Below are 18,316 nucleotides of genomic sequence, written 5' to 3'. Positions count from 1 at the left end.
CCGGATTTAGGCGGAAAGTCGCCTGACTCCGGTGTTTTTTTGGTATGAGGACAGCATGCACAGATGGGTGCAGAGGAAGAGATCATCTATTTTCTTAGCCAACAACCGTGCATAAGCCTTATTGTTCCTGGTGTGCTTGAGAGAGTAAAATAATAGGTGTTATACGAACGTCAATACGTATTTTCACTTGCGAGATCTATGGAGCGATCCTGAAGAAATAGAACATGAGCTGTTATTCGATAGAGTTTAATTACGAAAGGCAGGAAATTAGATGAGTACACTATATGATCAGGCTATGGAAGAGATGATTGGCGCCATTCATGAATGGTTTGACGAACAGGAGAAGCGAAGCGACTTGGACAAGGTAGTGAAGCGAACCACGCTGCAGATGGGGATCCTGGATGATGTTTTACTGGATTACAGACCTGGACGCACAACGGTTGACAGCCTGGATCTCGGGTTGGATGATGGCTTGAAATCCAGGAACGCAGGTTCATTTACGGAAGAGCAGGTGCGAAGCGAAATTCAGCTTCAGCTTGCAGAAGTGATCCGGAGAAGATTGGATGAGCTGGGAGATACACCACTGATCGACTATCGTTTCACCTTTCGCGGGAAATTTCCAACGACCGAAGGGAAGCTGCAATTGACGCTATTTGAATATATCAACGAAGAGAAGAAAGAGCAGCTGCTGGAACGTATTCATACGTATGTGGAACAAAAGCTGGAGAACGGTACATATCCAACGAAGCCGCTGGAGTCCTTTTTTCTGACACGTCATTTGCTTGATCCAGTGCTGTTCCCGAGTCCAAATGTCGCCTGGATTATGGCTCAATATGACCGCATTCAGGAATTGAATAAAGGGCGTCAGGATGCCCTGGCGGAGCATCGCGGCAATATCATTCGTGCATTGAAGGATTGGGCAGAGAATCAATTTTTGCCACAGTATTATGATATTCAGTTATCGGAGTATAGGTCGAACGAATATGCACTCAAGCCAGGTGCCGTTCTGGAACAGAATGATTCTCATGGAGAAGTTGAGAACCATGGGCAGCAAGAGGCCCAGCCTATCGATCTGCTGCTGTACGCAGCGGTCATGATTCTGCGTTTTGAGCCCAATTACAGTAAACCGACAGGCCTTACCTTCCTGGAACTGGCGAAACAGCTGGGGAGCGACCTTGCAGTTCGAATGATGGCGGAAGGCAGCGGGGCTTATGCCAAGGAAGACATTCATGTGAAAAGTGAACTGGTGGAATGCACAGCCAATGATGTGTTCTCTCTCATTACAATCGTTATCCGTCAGGAGGAAGCATCTGCCTACGAGCAGGCACTGGCATTCATTATTCGTTTACTGAAGAAAGGCTTCCCTAAGAGCTATAAGATCAAGCTTAAATCCAAGGCAAAACAATATTTGCCGATCAAGGGACTCGCCAAGTCGGATACTCATCGGTTCTTTGCGAATGCACTGGAGTATTCGAACTTGCATCCACTTCTTGAAGAGTACGCTCGGGAAGCCATTGAAGAATTTGAATGGTACGGTGACACGGAGGGGGAGAAGAACTGTATGCCAGGCAGCTATGCCACGTTTGGACTGGGGCTTGCAGACGAGGCGTATTTTCCTTTGGTTGAATTTTATATGGGAGAAGTGGACGACGAACACCAATTGGTGCAGGACAAATTCACTGCTGCCTTTGCCGAAAAGCATGGTATAACCGCTAGCTCTGCACCTGCATTGGTTGCCTCCCTACGACGTTCGACGGATGGCTTGAAGCTGAAGCTCCAGCCGGAACTGGAAAGTGAAGAGAAGCTTGCGCTTATGGTGCAGCAGATCAGCAGTCTGGAAACCTATGAAGTGGAGCGTGTGATATATCCAATCTGGGGCAAAGTGGAGAAGCTTGCTGGTCTGGCCCGTAAGGCAGAAGGGAAACGGAAAGAGCTGCTGCTCGACCTCCTGCAGGCTGCAGGTAAATAGGGGCTTAGCCATCAAGGAATGGAAGAGCATCCGGAAAGGTGGAGAGCCATGGAAGCATTGACTCGTGGTATGTGGACTGGGTTATCTGTTCAAGAAAAAGAAAAGCTGCTGCACGGGATGATTGCCTTATGTCCGGCGGGTATGGAATACATCGGTGTAAGAACGTTTGAACGGTTCGGTCAGCGAACTGAAACGGGGTTATTTTTGCACGCAGGGCGAGAGTTTGTGTTTGTGCCTGGAGACCATGTGACCTTAGGGTGGAATCAGTGGCAGGATGGTATGAATGAGGAGACTTCGGCAGATCTATCTGAGACGGTAAGTGAGTATGGCGTAGAGGATGTGGATTCTTTTCTGACGAGCCAGATGTCACCTGTGAGAGAAGCAGCTATTGCTCCGATGCTGGTGGAATGCCAGATACAATCACTTGGTTGGATTGAAGCTACCGAAGAAGAAGCACTCGCAGGACATGGATCTGAGTTTGCGGCAGAGCTGGAGGAATTTAAGCATTCTGATCTGAAGGGATTGGAGCAGTATCGGGCGTTTCGCCTGGAGCGTCAGGGTGAGAAAGTCCGGATACAACGATATAACGAGGAGCTTACACTCGAAGCCTTGCTGGAAGAACAAGCTGAAGCGGGTTTTGGTTTGCTCACCGAGGATGAATGGGAGTATTTGTACGGGGGTGGCTGTCGTACATTATTTCCCTGGGGCGACAGTTTCGATTATACGATGAAGTTGAAGCATTTTGGACGCTTGGAAGGGCTGACTGAGATCGTGGGTGAATCGGTCGAGACGAATCCGTCGCTCGTTGAAGAGGATGATATGCCGTATCATTTGGAGCTGCCGAATTTTTTTGGCCTCCAGTTTGCCGGAGATCCGTACAAAGTTGAATTGACGATGGATTCTTCTGGAGAAGTGCTGCCCAAAGGCGGTGATGGCGGCGAGATGATCTGTGGCGGCATGGGCCCTTTAATTGGTTATCTGCCTGCCGCTGCTGTATATTATCGTAACAGCAATGCCAATGAACTGGACTGGGAAGATTGGATGGATTCCATGTATTATAGAAGAGTTATTCGTTTAACCGATCTGACCTGAAGACGATAAGAAGCAGCAGGGAATATTCGGTCCTTGCTGCTTTTTTGTTTTTGCTTCTCATCCAAATTTCAAATTTCAGAAGTGATTCAACCCTGTGCTTTTCCGCAGCGTAGTGGGTAAATATAATCAGGTTGAACGTCCCAATAACAGGAGCGGGGGCGCATTGAGCCTGAATGCCTATCCTTTTACAATAAAAAGATAGGCTCTTCCATTGGAGTTTGATGCATAAATCATGGAAAAGAGGAATGACTGTGCCTACATATACTTCGTTTACCTGTTCTGGCCGGGAGGCGCTGTTTCTGTTTCAGATCATGAATATCCCGGAAGCTGAAGTGCTCTTCGCCCATCTGAACGATGCTGCATTACAGGGTGAGCAGGCCAGACGTACATTTGAAAAAATAAAAACCGATCTGATCAAGGATGGCGTTATTGAATCTGAAGATAATGACATTACCATACATCCGCAAGTCCATCAGCTGCTCCAGAGCTGCAAGCTCAGCAGCGCAGTGATGAAACTTCATCTGAAGACATCAAGCTCAGAACAGCGTGAATCATCTCTGACCTATGGCTTCATTTCCGGAACAACCATCGTTGAATGGCTCTGGAATCCTGAACGGGATCAGGTGACCCTGACTTCATTCGAAAGCTTGCAGGACATGCTTCGTATTATGGGCAATCGGATTGAATTGCCTGACTCTGCCGAGGAATCCATCCATACCCCTATTCAGAAGCATACACTGCAGCAGTTGCTGACACTGGATAACGAATCCGGGATTGAAAGGGTAACCTACGCCTTGCGCCAGGACCTGCATATATATTCGGCAGCAATTCACGAACTGACCCAAGCGTTTGTTAACGTTGAGAAACAAGGGCAGTTTGAGGTATCCACCCGCGGGATGCAGAACAAGCCTCAGACGATTTATTTTATCGGTAGTTGTGCAGGCAATTGGCTATTCATCGAAGACAAGGAAAATGAAAGAAAAGAACGATTTACAGCTTTCAAGATAACAGAAGAAGAGTTGATCCAGAGTCTTTTTCTGCTAACGACGCGTTCGTTATCCATTTTGCCTGCAGTTTAATCCCATAGAACGTAGGTAAGCTAAAGGGGGAGATCCAGTTGACCAAGATTATTATGAAATCCGAGTACCTGAACTCGCTGGCACAGCAGATTGAACAGGTCACTGCACAGCTGCAGCAGGTAGATGGTGTTCTCCAGCGCTCCATCCAGGGAGCGGCCTGGCAGTCAGGGAATCGGCAGACCATAATCGGTCTGTACCAGTCGCACCAGCAGCGTTTTCAGACTGCCGGACAGAGCATGCAGCAGCTGGCTGCATATGTGAAAACGACTCGTGAGCGAATGGAACAGGAAGACCAATCCGGGGGTACATTTGGGCTAACGGGCATTAATTTACTCGCACCATTTGATGGGCCTGGCAGCACGGTAGGGACATTGACTGCTGCTGCGGCTGTTGCCAAGCTGGGTTATCGGGTCAGAAATGGTTATATGGTGAAGCAGCAGCTTGATCGGAATACCCCGCGAATTTTGGTTCGTGAAAGCTATGATTCCGTCAAAAATAATCCAGTAGTCAATGGCAGACCCAGAGATTATAAAATTCATTATGTTCGCGACATTGAAGCCAAAATAGCCAACGGAACAGCTACGCCTCAGATTAAGGAAATCGCCTCAATGATCAAACCGGGTTATGCGGTCAGGTCAGCATTAACGGATAAACTGGGCTGGGCCAGTGTCGGCATTGATGTGTTTACAGACACACAGGAGAACATCAGCCAGAACGCATCCACAGACAAAATTGCCGGGGATATCATCGGAAACGTTGTTGTTGGTGGGGCAACGACAGTAGGAGCAACTCTGCTAACCGCTGCGATTCTGCCTGCGGCGGCACCCGTACTGGCCGTTGGTGCGGTTGGTTTGGGCGTATCCGTAGGTCTGACGTATCTCGCAGAAGGGGTAACCATGAACATGGATCTGGATGGCGACGGGCAGGATGATTCCGTGAAAGACGTGGTGAAACACGGAGCGAAGAAGGCCTGGTCTACCGTATCAGGATGGTTCAAATAGATGGCACGTCAGAAACGTTCAACATCATCGACGAACCATTCTGCTGTTAAAAGGGTAGAAGGAACCTCATACCACCCGGACGCGTTTGAGAATTATCTTGCGGTATATGCAGCGGATGGGATTCGTTTCAGTGCAGGTACGCTGGTGCTCTTTTTTCTGAATGTATTCCTGCTGATCCCGGTTTTTAGTATTCCGTTCCAGTCCTTATATGCTTATATTCTGCTGCCTCCTCTGGCAGTCATGAATGTGTGGGCAGTAGCCCTGATTGTGGCACCGCGAAGACTGCAGCTGAATTATGTTTTGTTCCGCGGCATATTTGGAATCGTCTGTTCCCTGGGATTCATGATCATCGTGCAAAAGTTTGCTTATGGAATGCTTGGACTGACAACCCCTTGGTATGCGATCGGGTCGTTTGCAGTGTACGGCTTCGCCTTATATCAGTATGCCAGGTTCCATCTGCGTAAGCTGCAGCAGTCTCCACATCGCCCAAAAGCGGGTGCAGGCTCACGTATGCCTGTCGCGACGCTGACCATGCTGACTGGAGCCGGTTATCTGGTGGCCAATCTATCATTAGCCTTTGTCACGCAGCAGACGGTTGCGGTGGTCCTGATGTGTGTCTATATTATGCTGGCTTTTGTTGTATTTCACTTTATCATGGATTTGCATCGGTATTACTGGCTGCGCCGGGTACTGCATGCCCCGAAGGAAACCACCGCCCATAAAGCGCAGAATAGTTGAAGGAGGTTACATACCATATGGAAAAGGAAACAGAGACTTTACTGCCCAACGGCTCCGTAATCCGGCTGAAGGAAGGCACCAAAAAGCTCGTCATTTATGGACGCAAGCAGATGTTAATGACAGAACCGCCTCGTCAGTTCGATTACATTGGATGTTTGTACCCGGAAGGATATATTAATCCGGATTATACGTATGTATTCAATCATGAAGATATTGAAGAGATCATTTTTAGAGGGTATGTGGATGAGGAAGAAGAAGCATTTGCAGGGAATTTGAATGAATAAAAGATGGGCTTGATTTGAAAAAAATAAATATGAACTTTGCAGAAATGTGCAAACTTAAAATACGACCTTAACGAATAACGGATCAGTCCTAGCGTGACTGATCCGTTTCACGGAAGCGGGTTGCCGTCTGCTGCAGGCTGGTGCTGGTCTCCTGCAAACCAAGCAGATAATTGCTGATCGATGTCATACTGTCGTTGATCCGCTGCATGAATTCACGCTGCCGTTCACCTTCCCACTGGCCTTCGGCTTGATCTACCATCGTTCTCAGCTGTGCCAGAATATCATTGCCATTCTGGGAAGCCTTGCTGAATTCACCTGCCAGCTGCTGCAGCTCCTCGGGCGAAAGATCTATTCGCTGGTTCATGTTTTCCCTCCTTGTCTGTTCAGGCCTCTGTTAATTGTGCATATACCATTCATTATAACCTCATCTTTAGCGAATTGAAGCTGGACGAAAGCCATATTTTCATAACAGTCATATGTCTGGAATAGGACAAAACACACATCCAATCTGCCCCGTTAGAAGGGGACAGCATGATGTGTGTTTTGGTATGATTCGTTTTATTTCAGTTTTTGCACGGACACGGCCATTTGTTCCAGCTGCATGTGTGTCAGTGCGTTATTTGGTGAGCTGAGCGTAACATAGCGATCATCCAGTTGGAATGTCAGCATATCCGTTTTGTCCGGTGTATACCACTTGGCATTTACACCGTTAGACAGTTTGACTTCCTTGCCATCATAGCTGAACGAGTAGTCTTTTGGGGATACTGTCACATTCATATTTTTGAATACAAAGTTTACGCCATCACCGCCGGCACCCACACTTTTGAATGCATCTCCGGCAATCATATGCTGAGGCGCGTAAGCCGTCTCAAAGCCATCGAATGTCGCAAATGCTTTACGAATGGTAGCTGCTTGTTCCTTGGTGTAATTTACATTGGCAAACCCGGTAATGCCTTGATCGTTGTTATTTACCTTTTGGACAGATACGGCCACCTGAGCCAGCTGTGCCTGAGTCAACTTATGGTCAGGTGAGCTGAGCGTAACATAGCGATCATCCAATGGGAATGTCAGCATGCCCGTTTGATCGGGAGTGTACCATTTGGCAGTAACGCCATTGGACAATTTCACATCTTTGCTGTTATAGCCATCCGAGTAATCACGTGGAGATACACTTACTTTCATATGGGTGAAGATAAAGCTTACACCATCGCCCCCGGCGCCTACACTTTTAAATGTATCACCTTGGATACTTTGCTGAGGTGCATAGGCTGTTTCAAAACCATCGAACTGTGCAAATGCTTTTTGAATTGCTTCTTTTTGCGCCGCACTATAGGTTACATTGGATAGGGCAGAAGGATTGCTCGTTGCTTCGCCGATGGTAACCTGACCTTTTTTGCCGTCGTACGATACAGGAACATGCAGTGCATCCGCAATGGCACGTACAGGCAGGTAAGTTGAATTGTTGTAAGTGATCGGTGCAAGTTTATTCCCATTGCCATCCGTTGGTGTATATGCTGCTCCATCTACATTGAAGCTGATGCCGTGATTAAGATAAGCGGATATTTTCTCCAGTTGAGTACCGGCGAATACACCAGCTGCTCCTGTTAATGTCATGCCAAGTACCATCACCGTTGCAGCGGATTTCTTCAGGTTTTTTTTCATCATATATATCTCTCCTTTAGGCTCAGTGTATAAGTTGATCTGATCGAATTTACACTTTACCACTTCGATTGCAGTACCATCTTTTGCACTCTACGTTTACCGTGTAAAATGTCAGGATCAACTTATGATTGTCATTTGTAGGGCTCGCCGTCCCTTATGGCTCTATATTAAACCCGGAAGTTATCCATAATAATTCTGAATTATCTCCAACTTGTAAACATTGCAAATGTATTTATGTGAATAGAGATAGGAAAGGAGAGAGGGAAGCTTGACCGACATTCATTGTGCTTCGGATTTGGAGTTGGGTATGTGTATGAGGTGTTTTGAACAGGAAGAGTCTGTATCAACAGATCCATATATGGATGCTGCGAGGGTGTTTGGCGGTGATCAGGGAGAGGGGAATGGATTCCCCAACCATCTTATATGTAGAACGAACGATTGAGATGTTGAACAGATATAAAGTCATACTTAATTGAACCAGGGAGTTCGTTTATTTTACAAGGTAAAGGATCAGCCCGCCCATGCCAAGCACGATGGCACCAACGTATACATAGGTTAACCGGCTCAAATTCTGCTTGGTTCGGCGGTCGTATTCGGGGTTGCTGGTCTGATTGGCTTTGGAATTTCCGATGATCAGGGTTGCAATGCCGCCGAACAAGGCAATACCAATAATTAAAAGATAAGGCAGCCAACTCATGAGTGAACCTCCTTCAAAAGGCGTATAATTCATCTCCTTTATTGTACCCCAGGATAACCTGGGATGTAAGGTTTTATTTGTGAGATTAAGGGAAATAAAGCAGATGACTTACCGTGTATATAACTCAATTTCAACAATAGATCACAAAAAATTAAAATGATTATGATTATGAAAAAAACCAATTGTGATGCGGATTCGCGGCTCTCCCAAACGGAGGCCGTGAATTTTTTTTGCCTATGGGGTGATCCAGATTGGAGATCCCTGCGTTACACCCTTTGAAAACGACGACGAGGAAACAAAGCATACAAAATTAGATTGAGGAGTGAATACGTAATGAAAATGAAAATGAAGAAGTTTATCGCACCCATGCTAAGCTTGACGCTCTTGATGCCGGGAATCGCAGGGGCTGCTTCCGCACCACAGATGCCAATGACTACGATGAAGGCATCCGTGAACACACCTGCTGCTGACCTTAGAGCCAACTTGGATCACCTACTTTCGGAACATTTTGCACTGGCGGTAACAGCAATGGCTAAAGCATATGACGGAGCAAAAGATGCAGACGCAGCTTACAAAGCACTCGACCAAAATGCCCTGGATATGCAGCCGGCCATCGCCTCCCTGTACGGTGATGCAGGTGCGAAGGAATTCGAACGCATCTTCCGTGCTCATAATAAATACACCGACGACTTGGTGAAAGCAACCAAAATGGGCAACCAGGCTGGCATCAAACAAGCACAGGATAACATCAATGGATTTGTCGATGAGTTCTCCACATTCCTGAACACCGCAACGGAAGGCAAATTGCCAAAAGCGGCAGCCAAAGAAGCACTGAAGGTACATGAGGATCTCGTGCAAAAGGTATTCGATGAATATGTAGCCGGAGATTACAGCGATGCATACAAGGCGTACCGTGAAGGTTTCAAGGAGATGTTCGACGTGAGTAAGGCGCTCTCCACGGCAATCACGACACAAATGCCTGAAAAGTTCGAGAACACCAAAGCCGATACCAAAGCAGCAGATCTAAGATCCGCTCTGAATCACTTGGCCTCCGAGCACTTTGCTCTGTCTGCCCTGCAAATGCAAGAGGAATACGATGGACACACAGCAGCCTCGAATGCTCTGGTTACAGCTGAAGCCGGGAACACAGCTGATTTCAAAGCAGCCATTGCTTCCATCTACGGTAATGACGGGGCCGACGCTTTCGAGAAAATTTGGGTAACCAATCATGTTAATGCACAGAGTGACTATGTAAAAGCGGTTAAAAACAATGACGCAGCAGCTCGTGCAGCGGTAGAGAAGCGTATTGATGGTTTCACCACAGAATTCGCTGCATTCCTGGATTCGGCAACAGCAGGCAATCTGCCTAAGGCAGCCGGACAAGAAGCACTGACTACACACGAAGAGCAAGTACAGAAAGTTCTCGACCAATATGCAGCCGGCAATTATGATGCTTCGTATACAACGAATCGTGAAGGTTTCAGAGTGATGTTTGGTGTAGGTCAAGCCTTGGGTAATGCGATCGTGACTCAGAACAATGACAAGTTTCAGGAGCCGATGACACCTGCCCCAACACCAACGCCTGCTCCGAACATGACCACTGTTTGGATGAAGCTGAACAGCAAAATGCTGAAAATTAACGATAAAACGACCAACATGGACACTAAACCCGTGCTCTGGAAAAACACGACGTACATTCCACTTCGCTTCCTGAGTGAAGGAATTGGTGCAACGGTGAAATGGGATAAAAAAGCCCAGGAAGTTACGGTTATGGCTGGTGATGATACCCTCGTATTTTGGGTGAATAACAAAGTCATGGAAGTGAATGGTATGAAGAAGAACGTAGGCTCCACAGTGTTTGTTAACAAAGACGGACGTACCCAAGTACCACTGCGTTTCATTGCTGAGCTGTTGAACTGGGACGTAAAATGGGCTCAAAAGGACGGTTCCATCACATTGACCAAATCCATGTAATCGTAGGAAGTCGACCAACGAATAACTAGAAAGAAGCAGGAGAGCTGCCCGCAAGGCAGCTCTTTTGCGTTTCACCAATTTATTCAAATATTTGGTATAATGATCATCATGTAACACCCTACATAACGGCTTGAATAGCCCTTGCGTCATGAATGAGGTATTATGATATTTCAAAATGCAGAGGAGGCCAGATGAATGAGTGCATCATCAAAACCTGAGCGACCGGCGAGACACGTGGATACCCGGCTGTTTATTGCTTGGGCCGTATCCGTCATCGCGACGGGAGGAAGTTTATATTTCAGCGAGATTAAGGGATATATCCCTTGTGATCTATGCTGGTTCCAGCGAATTTTTATGTATCCACTGACCATAGTGCTTGGGATCGCCTACTTCAAGGATGATGTAGGGATCACCAAATATGTGCTTCCGCTTAGTTTCATTGGCGGTGGAATCTCGTTATACCACGTTACGATTCAGCGAATCTATTCGGCTACTGGCAATTCCGTCGCTTGTGGGCAAATTCCTTGCTATACCGACTATTTGAACTGGTTTGGTTTCATCACGATTCCATTGCTTGCCCTGATTGCGTTTATCATCATTATTGTAATGTTGTGGGGAATTGGCAAAACACCAAAAGCTTCTTCATAAGAAAGGACAGATGATGGATGATTGGACAAGTCCGTTGGTTCATGCCGTTAATGATCATTCTGCTCCTTACGACTGTGGGCTGCTCCAACGATGAGCAATCCCAGAGTACGGATACGCTGGAGATGATTAAGGTGCAGCTCATTGTGCCGGATAAGGTATCCATCCAGGATGATGTTGCCCTGCAGATTAAACTGACGCAGGGAGGTCAGCCCGTGGATGATGCAGACCATGTGCAATTTCAGGTATGGAATGAAAAAGATGAACCAGCAGCACCTGCTGTAGATCAAGGAATGATGAATCCTGAGGATCTTGAAGCTCAGGGAGCGATTACTGCCCAATCCACAGGGGATGGAATTTACGAGGCCAACTATGCGTTCGAGGAAACGGGCGTATATGTCGTACAGGTCCATGTAACCGCTGGGGCCATGCATGCGATGCCGAGAACCAAGGTAACTGTAGAGAGCACTTCGGGAAATTAAAAAAAGGAATGCTCAGTTGAAACTTTAAAACCCGTCAGACGGAGGTACAAGCCAATCAGGGCCGCTGTACCACGTATGACGGGTTTTCTAATGGATGACTGTTATTAGTTCCTGATTTGGAAGAGATCATATTAGCCCCTTTATGATATGATCAAAAAGTTTAACCTTGACCTTGAAGTATGCTTCAAGGTTTATCCTTGTTGTATTACAGAGATGTTGGAGGTTGAACGATGAGAACATTGGAATGGATTTTAGTACTTGTAACCGTTGTGGTCGCCATATTGATGCTGGTTCGTCCGAGGCGGGGGATGAGGATGGCTATGATATCTGCTTTGGTTTTGTTTACTGCGCTGCACGGTATAATAGACCAATTTCGAGTGCAAATGCTGCCTACATATCTTCTGGTCCTGGTTCTTTTGGTTAGGATCGTTGTTCGACAAAAGAATCACAGATCATGGATCAAAGCCACGGTGGCTTCTATCATGGTATGGGTACTTAGTGCAGGTTCAGTGGCACTAACCTGGTTACTTCCGGCTTTTACAATGCCTGAGCCGACGGGGCCTTATGCCATAGGAACATTTCAACAGCATCTCGTGGATGAATCCCGCGAAGAGACGAAATCGCCTGAGCCAGGAGACAAGCGAGAACTTATGATTAATGTCTGGTATCCAGTGGATCACGAAGCTGCCAAGGGACTTCCGCTGGAGCATTATCCCGCAGAGCTGGGTGAAGCCATCGGCCTCGTGTTCGGTATTCCACCTCAGGTGTTTAGCTATCTGGACACGATTCCCACACATGTGGTCACTGGTGCAAAGGTATCGGCTGCAGAGAGCAATTATCCTGTGCTGCTGTTCTCGCCAGGGGTTCGTTCTGCCCGTTTCCAAAGTATGACCGCTATTGAAGAACTGGTTAGCCATGGGTACATTGTTGTGGGGATAGACCATCCGTACACATCAGCACAAGTTACGTTTCCGGACAGTCATGTCGTGGCGTATGAAGCTAATCCCGAATTCGATACGTCAGAAGAATTGTACCAGTATAATGTCCAAGGAGTAGGCATTCGTGCTGCAGACGCCAGCTTTGTGCTGGATACACTTACATTATGGAATAGTCATGATCCGAACGGGCTGCTCGAAGGCAAGCTGAATCTGGATCGTGTAGGCATTTTTGGTCACTCTTACGGCGGGGCAACCACAGCGGAGACTCTGGCTCAGGATGATCGGTTTAATGCAGGACTTAGTCTGGAAGGCGGTTTCTGGGGTGAAGTGTCCAAGGTATCTCTGAAACAGCCGTTTATGTATATCATGTCAGGTGAGACAGCCAAAAGTTTAGAACCGGACGCTACCGAAAAAGACAACGTGTTTTATTCTGAATTTGAACCGGATTTGAATCATGTCATGACACATAGCTTGAACGATACGTATTACCTGACAGTAGATGGCTTTTTCCACCAGAGCTTCACAGATATTTCGTTGATCTCGCCCGAAATGTTTGCCAGAGGGATGACGCCAGAGCATAATGTGGATATCACGAGATCATACACGCTGGCATTCTTTGACCGTTATCTTAAGGGGGAGAAGCAGACCCTGTTGGAAGGACGATCAGACCGATTCCCAGAGGCAGCATACGATACCAAGTATACAAACATAGACAATGACCAGGGAAAACAACGTTAAGAAAAAGGTGGGACAGGCATGGATACCATGACGAGAGGTGAATTGGCAAAACGGACAGGAATAAGCATGGCAGCCATCCGTTACTATGAGAACATGGGCATACTGCCTGCTCCCCGCCGGGCATCTAACGGATATCGAATATATACTGAGGATTATTTGGTTAAAATCAAATTCATTCAAGACACACAAGCGCTTGGATATTCGCTGAAAGAGATAAAGGAAAACTTGCAGCTGCTTAGCCAGGAGGATATGGAAAGTGAGCAGCTGAAGATGCTGGTACGTACACGAATCACAGACATCGAGAGTCACATCGAGAATCTGCAGCGTATGCAGACGTTCCTTGAAGCCCTGCTCATGACACCGGAAAAGGATATCCATAACTACATTCAATCCTTCCGTAACAATAAGGAAGAATAAGTGAGTAACCTCCCTTCCACATCACGATGGAATTGGGAGGTTACTCCTTTCATATGAAGCCTGCTTCCCGCAAAAAGTGGTGTACAATTCTCGTCTGGTACTTGATCCGTACGGATCGCTTCAGGCTCCAGCAGGTTTCAACGGTGACGGAACGGGCCTGCAGCAATCTGGCGGCAGCTGTCCGGGCAGATCCGGGAAGCTCATGCTGCTTCAGGTTGAAATGCCGATCACGAATGGCGATGGAACGATTCATGTGTTCAATAATTCTTCTGCATGCCGGAACGGCACGGCTTCCGGGATTGGTGATCAAGGTTTGCCCCAATACACGGGAGCTAAGCTGGGACAATCCGTTGGCTTCGTGCAGGTCAATCCACCAGTCTGGCCCATATTCACGAGCCAGACGAAAGACGGCAGAAGCAAGTGGATGCTTCGCTTTGGCAGATAAGCGGCGGGGAAATGTTCTGTTCAGATCGGGATTGCCCCTGATTTTTTTGTCATAAGCCTTCTGGTTCACTCTTGGAATAATAATGAGAAGACCCCGCTGAATGGATAGTCGTCCTGCTGCGCAATCGTCGGCGAGTTTTTGCGCAGCAGCCATGCTTGCGGTTTCATTTCCATGAATGCCGGAAGTGACAATCATCACGGGGCCAGACGCTGCACCACGCACCATGTAGTAGGGAGTAGAATATGTGCTGGACGCTGCTAGTACATGTTTAGTGACAAGCATGAACCTCACCTCCGTTACTACAGTACGTCATGTCCTTCTTGCATGTAACGGCATCCGAACAGGCCCTCATCCAGATCTGTCCAAATTGGGCCAATCAGTATACCTGGTGGATAATATCTTCGAAATCCGGTTCCTGCATCTCCACATCGATAATTTCGCCCCATTGCTCCAGAAGCTTCAAAATATCCATAGTACTCCATTCTTTCCGGTTCACTTGTACCGTAACGACCAGTCCGTCCACACCTGTAATTTGTATGGCCGGAGGTATGGCGTCTGGGATATGAAACTCCCCTCTGTATGTTACCCGTATAATTGTGGGCAGACCAATCGTGTCCCGCAGAGAGGAGATCGTACCGTCATATGTGAGCCGGCCGTGATTGATAACCATCACCCGGCTGCATAACTGTTCGATATCATCCATATCATGCGTCGTCAGCAAAATGGTTTTGCCAAACTCTTCATTTAAAGTCCGCAGAAATTGGCGTATATTCCGTTTAGCGTTCACATCCAGCCCAATGGTAGGTTCATCAAGAAAAAGCAGTTCCGGATCATGCAGCATGGAAGCTGCCAGATCTGCACGCATCCGTTGTCCAAGTGAGAGTTTACGGACTGGCGTGGCCCAGAAGGATTCAAGGTCCAGCAGTTCAGCGAACTGGGACAACCGTTTCCTTTTGAGTTCAGCAGGTACACCGTACATTTCAGCCAGAATATCATACGAATCCTTCACGGGCAGATCCCACCAGAGCTGGCTGCGTTGACCAAACACTACCCCCAGTCGCCTTACCGTTTGCAGCCTTTCCTGATGCGGGTTCATGCCGGCTAACCTTACCTCCCCGGAAGTCGGGTGGAGGATGCCAGTCAACATTTTGATGGTGGTCGACTTGCCGGCACCATTCGGCCCGATGTATCCAACGAACTCGCCTTGTGGAATATCAAAACTGATGTCACGTACGGCCTCTTTGGACACGTATTCGCGTGAAAATAGCGTCCGAAGTCCGGAGAACCGGCCTTCCCGAACGACAGGCGTTTTGAATTCCTTTTGCAGCTGCCTCGCTGTGATCATGTTCATGGTAAGATTCCTCCTTAGCTTCCCGTGCTTTGATATTTGGTAATACCGTATTTCCAGAAGCGCAGACTGGCAGCCAGACACAAAGCAGCTACAGCCGCAATCGCTGCAAGCACCCACGCTCCGCCTTGACCCCGCAGTAGATACAGGGAGGGAATGTAGTTGACGAATCCAACCGGAATGACCGTCAGCAGAATGCCGGACATCCACTTGGGATATAACGTTAGCGGATATTGGGCAGCCGTACGGGCTGCATCTTCGGTGATTGTCTGCAGTTCCTCGATGCGTGTGGTCCAGAATCCCAGCGTCGCTGTAGCCAGTCCAATGGAGAAGAGGATGATGGCTCCGGTCAGAATAATCAGCAGAGAGAGGGGAATGACCGTCCAGCCGATCTGCCCGCTGTGCATCATGCCTGCCAGAGACCAGCATAGAATAAATCCTCCCTGAAGCACTTCGCCGACCATGATGCGGAAATTTTGCGGCAGCAGGGCCAGTAATACGGGCATAGGCCTCGTTAACAGTTGATCCAGTTCGCCGCCGACTAAATATTTCTCCAGATGATGAACCTCATTGCCGAAGGTACGGTAAAGTGTTTTGGATAACGTCATGATTGCGAACAGATAACCGATCTCATGCAGAGACCAGCCCTTAATCGCACCAAACTGATGCAGCACCAGCGCAACCATGAGAAATTCGGAGATCTGAATCAGTGCGGCCAGAACGGATGCCAATATAAAATTGAACTTGTACTGCATCCGGCTGCGGATGCTCGTTCGAATCAGTATTTTATATAGTTGGTACCAGGAAGTTCGCTTCATCCGCCCTGCACCTCCACTTTGCGGCGCATCACACGGGTGATGACCAGACAGATGAGAGTCATGAGCACACACCAAAGCAAGGTTCCCCAGAGCAAGGAGCCATCTTCAAAACCGAGATAGGTTCGGGTAGGAACATAGAGCAGAAAGGGATAGGGTGATAACCAGGCCAGACGTTCGAGCCAGTCAGGCAGCCATTCGAGCGGAATGAAGAAACCAGCCAGTAGATTCATCATGGCATGATTGCCCCAGTGTAGCCAGGATGATTCGGTTGTCCAAATGGCAGTAACCCCAATGATGTAATTCATGCAGATGGATAAGTAGGATGCGCCGGCAAGACCAAGCGCTGCAAATAACAGGGTTGAGACCTCCGTAGGCCATTGCAGGGAAAAAACGATAGAGAATAGCAGGTAGATTGGAATGCTCTTGTACACGAACTGGTAGGCAATCTGTCCCCATTCGCGTGCCATAAGGTGAGTAAACAGATGCACCGGTCTCATCAGATCCAGCGCGATCTGCCCTGTCCTGACTGTAAGAGGAATTCCGAGTCCATTGGTGAGAAAACCCGAGATCCAGAGAGAGGATTGTGTAAACGCAATGTAACTGACCATCCCCTGTGTCCCGTATTCCCCGAGAGCGTGATCGGCCCCGATGCCGATCCAGAGGCAGGCATACATGTAACCGAACATCGCGCTTGCCAGGTTATGTACCATGTGTGCTCCGCGGTATTGCAGATTCCGGGCGTAGGCTTTGGAAGCCAGCGTGAGATAAAGCATATGACACCTCCGATAAGTGGATTGAACGGCGGTCCCGTTCACTTCAGTCAAGGCGAAAAAGAGAGAAGGACAACAGCATACCAATTTATTCCTTCACAGGCAAGACATTTTTTTGGGATATCCCGGAAGAAACAGGGCTGTTCAATAATGCGCCACAAGACATCGGTTCGCCAGGTCCTTTATAATGAAGGAGTAATGACGTAAACGTTTACAATCTGTGTTATTCAAATTTAAAATAATCCGCCGGGCATGTGCCTGACGATGGAGGATACAGCTTCAACAATCCGGCAAGAGAGAAGGTTGGAATGAAAAAAATTGCATGGGTTACCGACAGTACCAGCACACTCGATCCGCTGTTTGCAGAGCACAATCACGTATACATTGTACCGCTGCGCGTTGTATTTGGAGAGGAATGCTATCGGGAGACCGAGGACATTTCGTCCGAACAGTTCTATGAGAAGCTCGCAGAGGCTGCAAGGGCAAGCAGCTCTCAGCCGCCTATAGGTGAGTTTATCGAACTATATGAATCGCTAAAAGGTCAGTATGATGAGATTATTACCATTCACTGCTCAACTGCACTTAGCGGAACGCTGCATACTTCAATGCAGGCGGCAGAGATTGCTGGAGTATCGATAACGGCAATTGATTCCAGAGCGGGAGCCTACCCGCTGCGGGAGATGATTTTGCAAGGCGTGGAAATGCAGAAACAGGGGTGTTCCGTATTTGAAATCAAGCTTCACATTGAACAGATGATGGACAACATGTCCTTTTACCTCATTCCGGCCAGTCTTCAGCATCTTCACCGCAGTGGGCGCGTTTCAGGCACACAGGTAGTACTCAGCCAATTGTTGAAAATTCACCTGCTCTTGCGATTTGAAGAGGGCAAGGTCGTCGTTAACGAGAAGATTCGTACCTTCAAACGAGCCAAACAGCGCATGTTAGAGGTGCTTAAGGTAGACATGGAGAAAGTAAAACATGTGTGTATCATGCATGCCGATAATCAGGAAGAAGCCATCACGATCAAGCAGCAAATTGCCGATCTGCTGCCCCGATTGAAAACGGAAATCATGCCTTTTATCCCTGTGGTAGGTATTCATGCAGGTGCAGGTACGATTGGTCTGTGCTGGATACGCAGCGAGACGACATAGATGGAACAATGATCGATATGGCAGGGGAGCCACCTGGAATACAGATGGCTTCCCTGCCTTTTTTGTTT

19 protein-coding genes are annotated in these 18,316 nt (G+C 47.8%); 12 read left to right on the top strand and 7 right to left on the bottom strand.

Going from position 1 to position 18,316, the window contains the following annotated elements:
* Positions 1–271 precede the first annotated feature (271 nt).
* The 6 genes from AC3WQ3_RS16855 to AC3WQ3_RS16830 all read left to right on the top strand — a co-directional run bounded on the left by AC3WQ3_RS16855 (position 272) and on the right by AC3WQ3_RS16830 (position 6,163).
* The gene (locus AC3WQ3_RS16855) at positions 272–1,969 is read left to right on the top strand and encodes a DUF6138 family protein (protein ID WP_492472849.1); all 1,698 of its coding nucleotides are present in this window, start codon (positions 272–274) and stop codon (positions 1,967–1,969) included.
* A gap of 48 nt (positions 1,970–2,017) precedes the next feature.
* Complete coding sequence (locus tag AC3WQ3_RS16850) at positions 2,018–3,061, top strand: hypothetical protein (RefSeq protein WP_492472848.1); 1,044 nt, start codon at positions 2,018–2,020, stop codon at positions 3,059–3,061.
* Between the two features lie 251 nt (positions 3,062–3,312).
* Positions 3,313–4,140, top strand: a complete 828-nt coding sequence (locus tag AC3WQ3_RS16845) for a hypothetical protein (protein ID WP_492472847.1) — start codon at positions 3,313–3,315, stop codon at positions 4,138–4,140.
* A 38-nt stretch (positions 4,141–4,178) separates the two neighbouring features.
* Positions 4,179–5,141, top strand: a complete 963-nt coding sequence (locus AC3WQ3_RS16840) for a hypothetical protein (RefSeq protein ID WP_246058541.1) — start codon at positions 4,179–4,181, stop codon at positions 5,139–5,141.
* Positions 5,142–5,879 (top strand): hypothetical protein, encoded by a 738-nt coding sequence (locus AC3WQ3_RS16835; protein WP_492472846.1) that lies wholly within the window; start codon positions 5,142–5,144, stop codon positions 5,877–5,879.
* A 17-nt stretch (positions 5,880–5,896) separates the two neighbouring features.
* Positions 5,897–6,163, top strand: a complete 267-nt coding sequence (locus AC3WQ3_RS16830; RefSeq protein ID WP_127539752.1) for a DUF4176 domain-containing protein — start codon at positions 5,897–5,899, stop codon at positions 6,161–6,163.
* An 88-nt stretch (positions 6,164–6,251) separates the two neighbouring features.
* Here AC3WQ3_RS16830 and AC3WQ3_RS16825 read toward each other — a convergent pair whose 3' ends face one another.
* From AC3WQ3_RS16825 to AC3WQ3_RS16815, 3 genes are all read right to left on the bottom strand, one after another.
* On the bottom strand, positions 6,252–6,527 hold the full coding sequence (locus tag AC3WQ3_RS16825; protein ID WP_095292300.1) for a WXG100 family type VII secretion target: 276 nt from the start codon (positions 6,525–6,527) through the stop codon (positions 6,252–6,254).
* 194 nt (positions 6,528–6,721) lie between these two features.
* Positions 6,722–7,828 carry a stalk domain-containing protein gene (locus tag AC3WQ3_RS16820; protein WP_492472844.1) on the bottom strand — a complete coding sequence of 369 codons (1,107 nt, stop codon included), beginning with the start codon at positions 7,826–7,828 and terminating at the stop codon, positions 6,722–6,724.
* A 487-nt stretch (positions 7,829–8,315) separates the two neighbouring features.
* Complete coding sequence (locus AC3WQ3_RS16815) at positions 8,316–8,522, bottom strand: hypothetical protein (RefSeq protein WP_492472843.1); 207 nt, start codon at positions 8,520–8,522, stop codon at positions 8,316–8,318.
* A gap of 333 nt (positions 8,523–8,855) precedes the next feature.
* Between AC3WQ3_RS16815 and AC3WQ3_RS16810 the strand changes: the two genes are divergently transcribed.
* The 5 genes from AC3WQ3_RS16810 to AC3WQ3_RS16790 all read left to right on the top strand — a co-directional run bounded on the left by AC3WQ3_RS16810 (position 8,856) and on the right by AC3WQ3_RS16790 (position 13,716).
* Positions 8,856–10,496: a copper amine oxidase N-terminal domain-containing protein gene (locus tag AC3WQ3_RS16810; RefSeq protein WP_492472842.1), complete on the top strand. Its 1,641-nt coding sequence runs from the start codon at positions 8,856–8,858 to the stop codon at positions 10,494–10,496.
* Positions 10,497–10,691: 195 nt separating this feature from the next.
* Positions 10,692–11,144: a disulfide oxidoreductase gene (locus tag AC3WQ3_RS16805; RefSeq protein WP_336783927.1), complete on the top strand. Its 453-nt coding sequence runs from the start codon at positions 10,692–10,694 to the stop codon at positions 11,142–11,144.
* 17 nt (positions 11,145–11,161) lie between these two features.
* On the top strand, positions 11,162–11,623 hold the full coding sequence (locus AC3WQ3_RS16800) for a FixH family protein (protein ID WP_492472841.1): 462 nt from the start codon (positions 11,162–11,164) through the stop codon (positions 11,621–11,623).
* Positions 11,624–11,853: 230 nt separating this feature from the next.
* Positions 11,854–13,299, top strand: a complete 1,446-nt coding sequence (locus tag AC3WQ3_RS16795) for an alpha/beta hydrolase family protein (RefSeq protein WP_492472840.1) — start codon at positions 11,854–11,856, stop codon at positions 13,297–13,299.
* 18 nt (positions 13,300–13,317) lie between these two features.
* A complete protein-coding gene (locus tag AC3WQ3_RS16790) occupies positions 13,318–13,716 on the top strand; it encodes a MerR family transcriptional regulator (protein WP_127539765.1) in 399 nt (132 codons plus the stop codon).
* 49 nt (positions 13,717–13,765) lie between these two features.
* Here AC3WQ3_RS16790 and AC3WQ3_RS16785 read toward each other — a convergent pair whose 3' ends face one another.
* The 4 genes from AC3WQ3_RS16785 to AC3WQ3_RS16770 form a co-directional block, all read right to left on the bottom strand.
* Positions 13,766–14,443, bottom strand: a complete 678-nt coding sequence (locus AC3WQ3_RS16785) for a succinylglutamate desuccinylase/aspartoacylase family protein (RefSeq protein ID WP_492472839.1) — start codon at positions 14,441–14,443, stop codon at positions 13,766–13,768.
* A 94-nt stretch (positions 14,444–14,537) separates the two neighbouring features.
* Entirely contained in the window at positions 14,538–15,506 is a 969-nt protein-coding gene (locus AC3WQ3_RS16780) for an ABC transporter ATP-binding protein (RefSeq protein WP_336783991.1), read from the bottom strand.
* A 20-nt stretch (positions 15,507–15,526) separates the two neighbouring features.
* The gene (locus AC3WQ3_RS16775; RefSeq protein ID WP_095361720.1) at positions 15,527–16,327 is read right to left on the bottom strand and encodes an ABC transporter permease; all 801 of its coding nucleotides are present in this window, start codon (positions 16,325–16,327) and stop codon (positions 15,527–15,529) included.
* On the bottom strand, positions 16,324–17,100 hold the full coding sequence (locus tag AC3WQ3_RS16770; protein ID WP_492472838.1) for an ABC transporter permease: 777 nt from the start codon (positions 17,098–17,100) through the stop codon (positions 16,324–16,326). The genes AC3WQ3_RS16775 and AC3WQ3_RS16770 overlap by 4 nt, the downstream gene beginning before the upstream one ends.
* Positions 17,101–17,405: 305 nt before the next feature.
* On the opposite strand from AC3WQ3_RS16770, the gene AC3WQ3_RS16765 reads away from it, so the two are divergent.
* Positions 17,406–18,248: a DegV family protein gene (locus AC3WQ3_RS16765; RefSeq protein WP_492472837.1), complete on the top strand. Its 843-nt coding sequence runs from the start codon at positions 17,406–17,408 to the stop codon at positions 18,246–18,248.
* Positions 18,249–18,316 lie beyond the last annotated feature (68 nt).

It is taken from the genome of Paenibacillus sp. FW104-T2 (genome assembly GCF_058789975.1).
The sequence above is the reverse complement of the archived record's forward strand: the minus strand, read 5'-3'. Positions and strand labels throughout refer to the sequence as shown.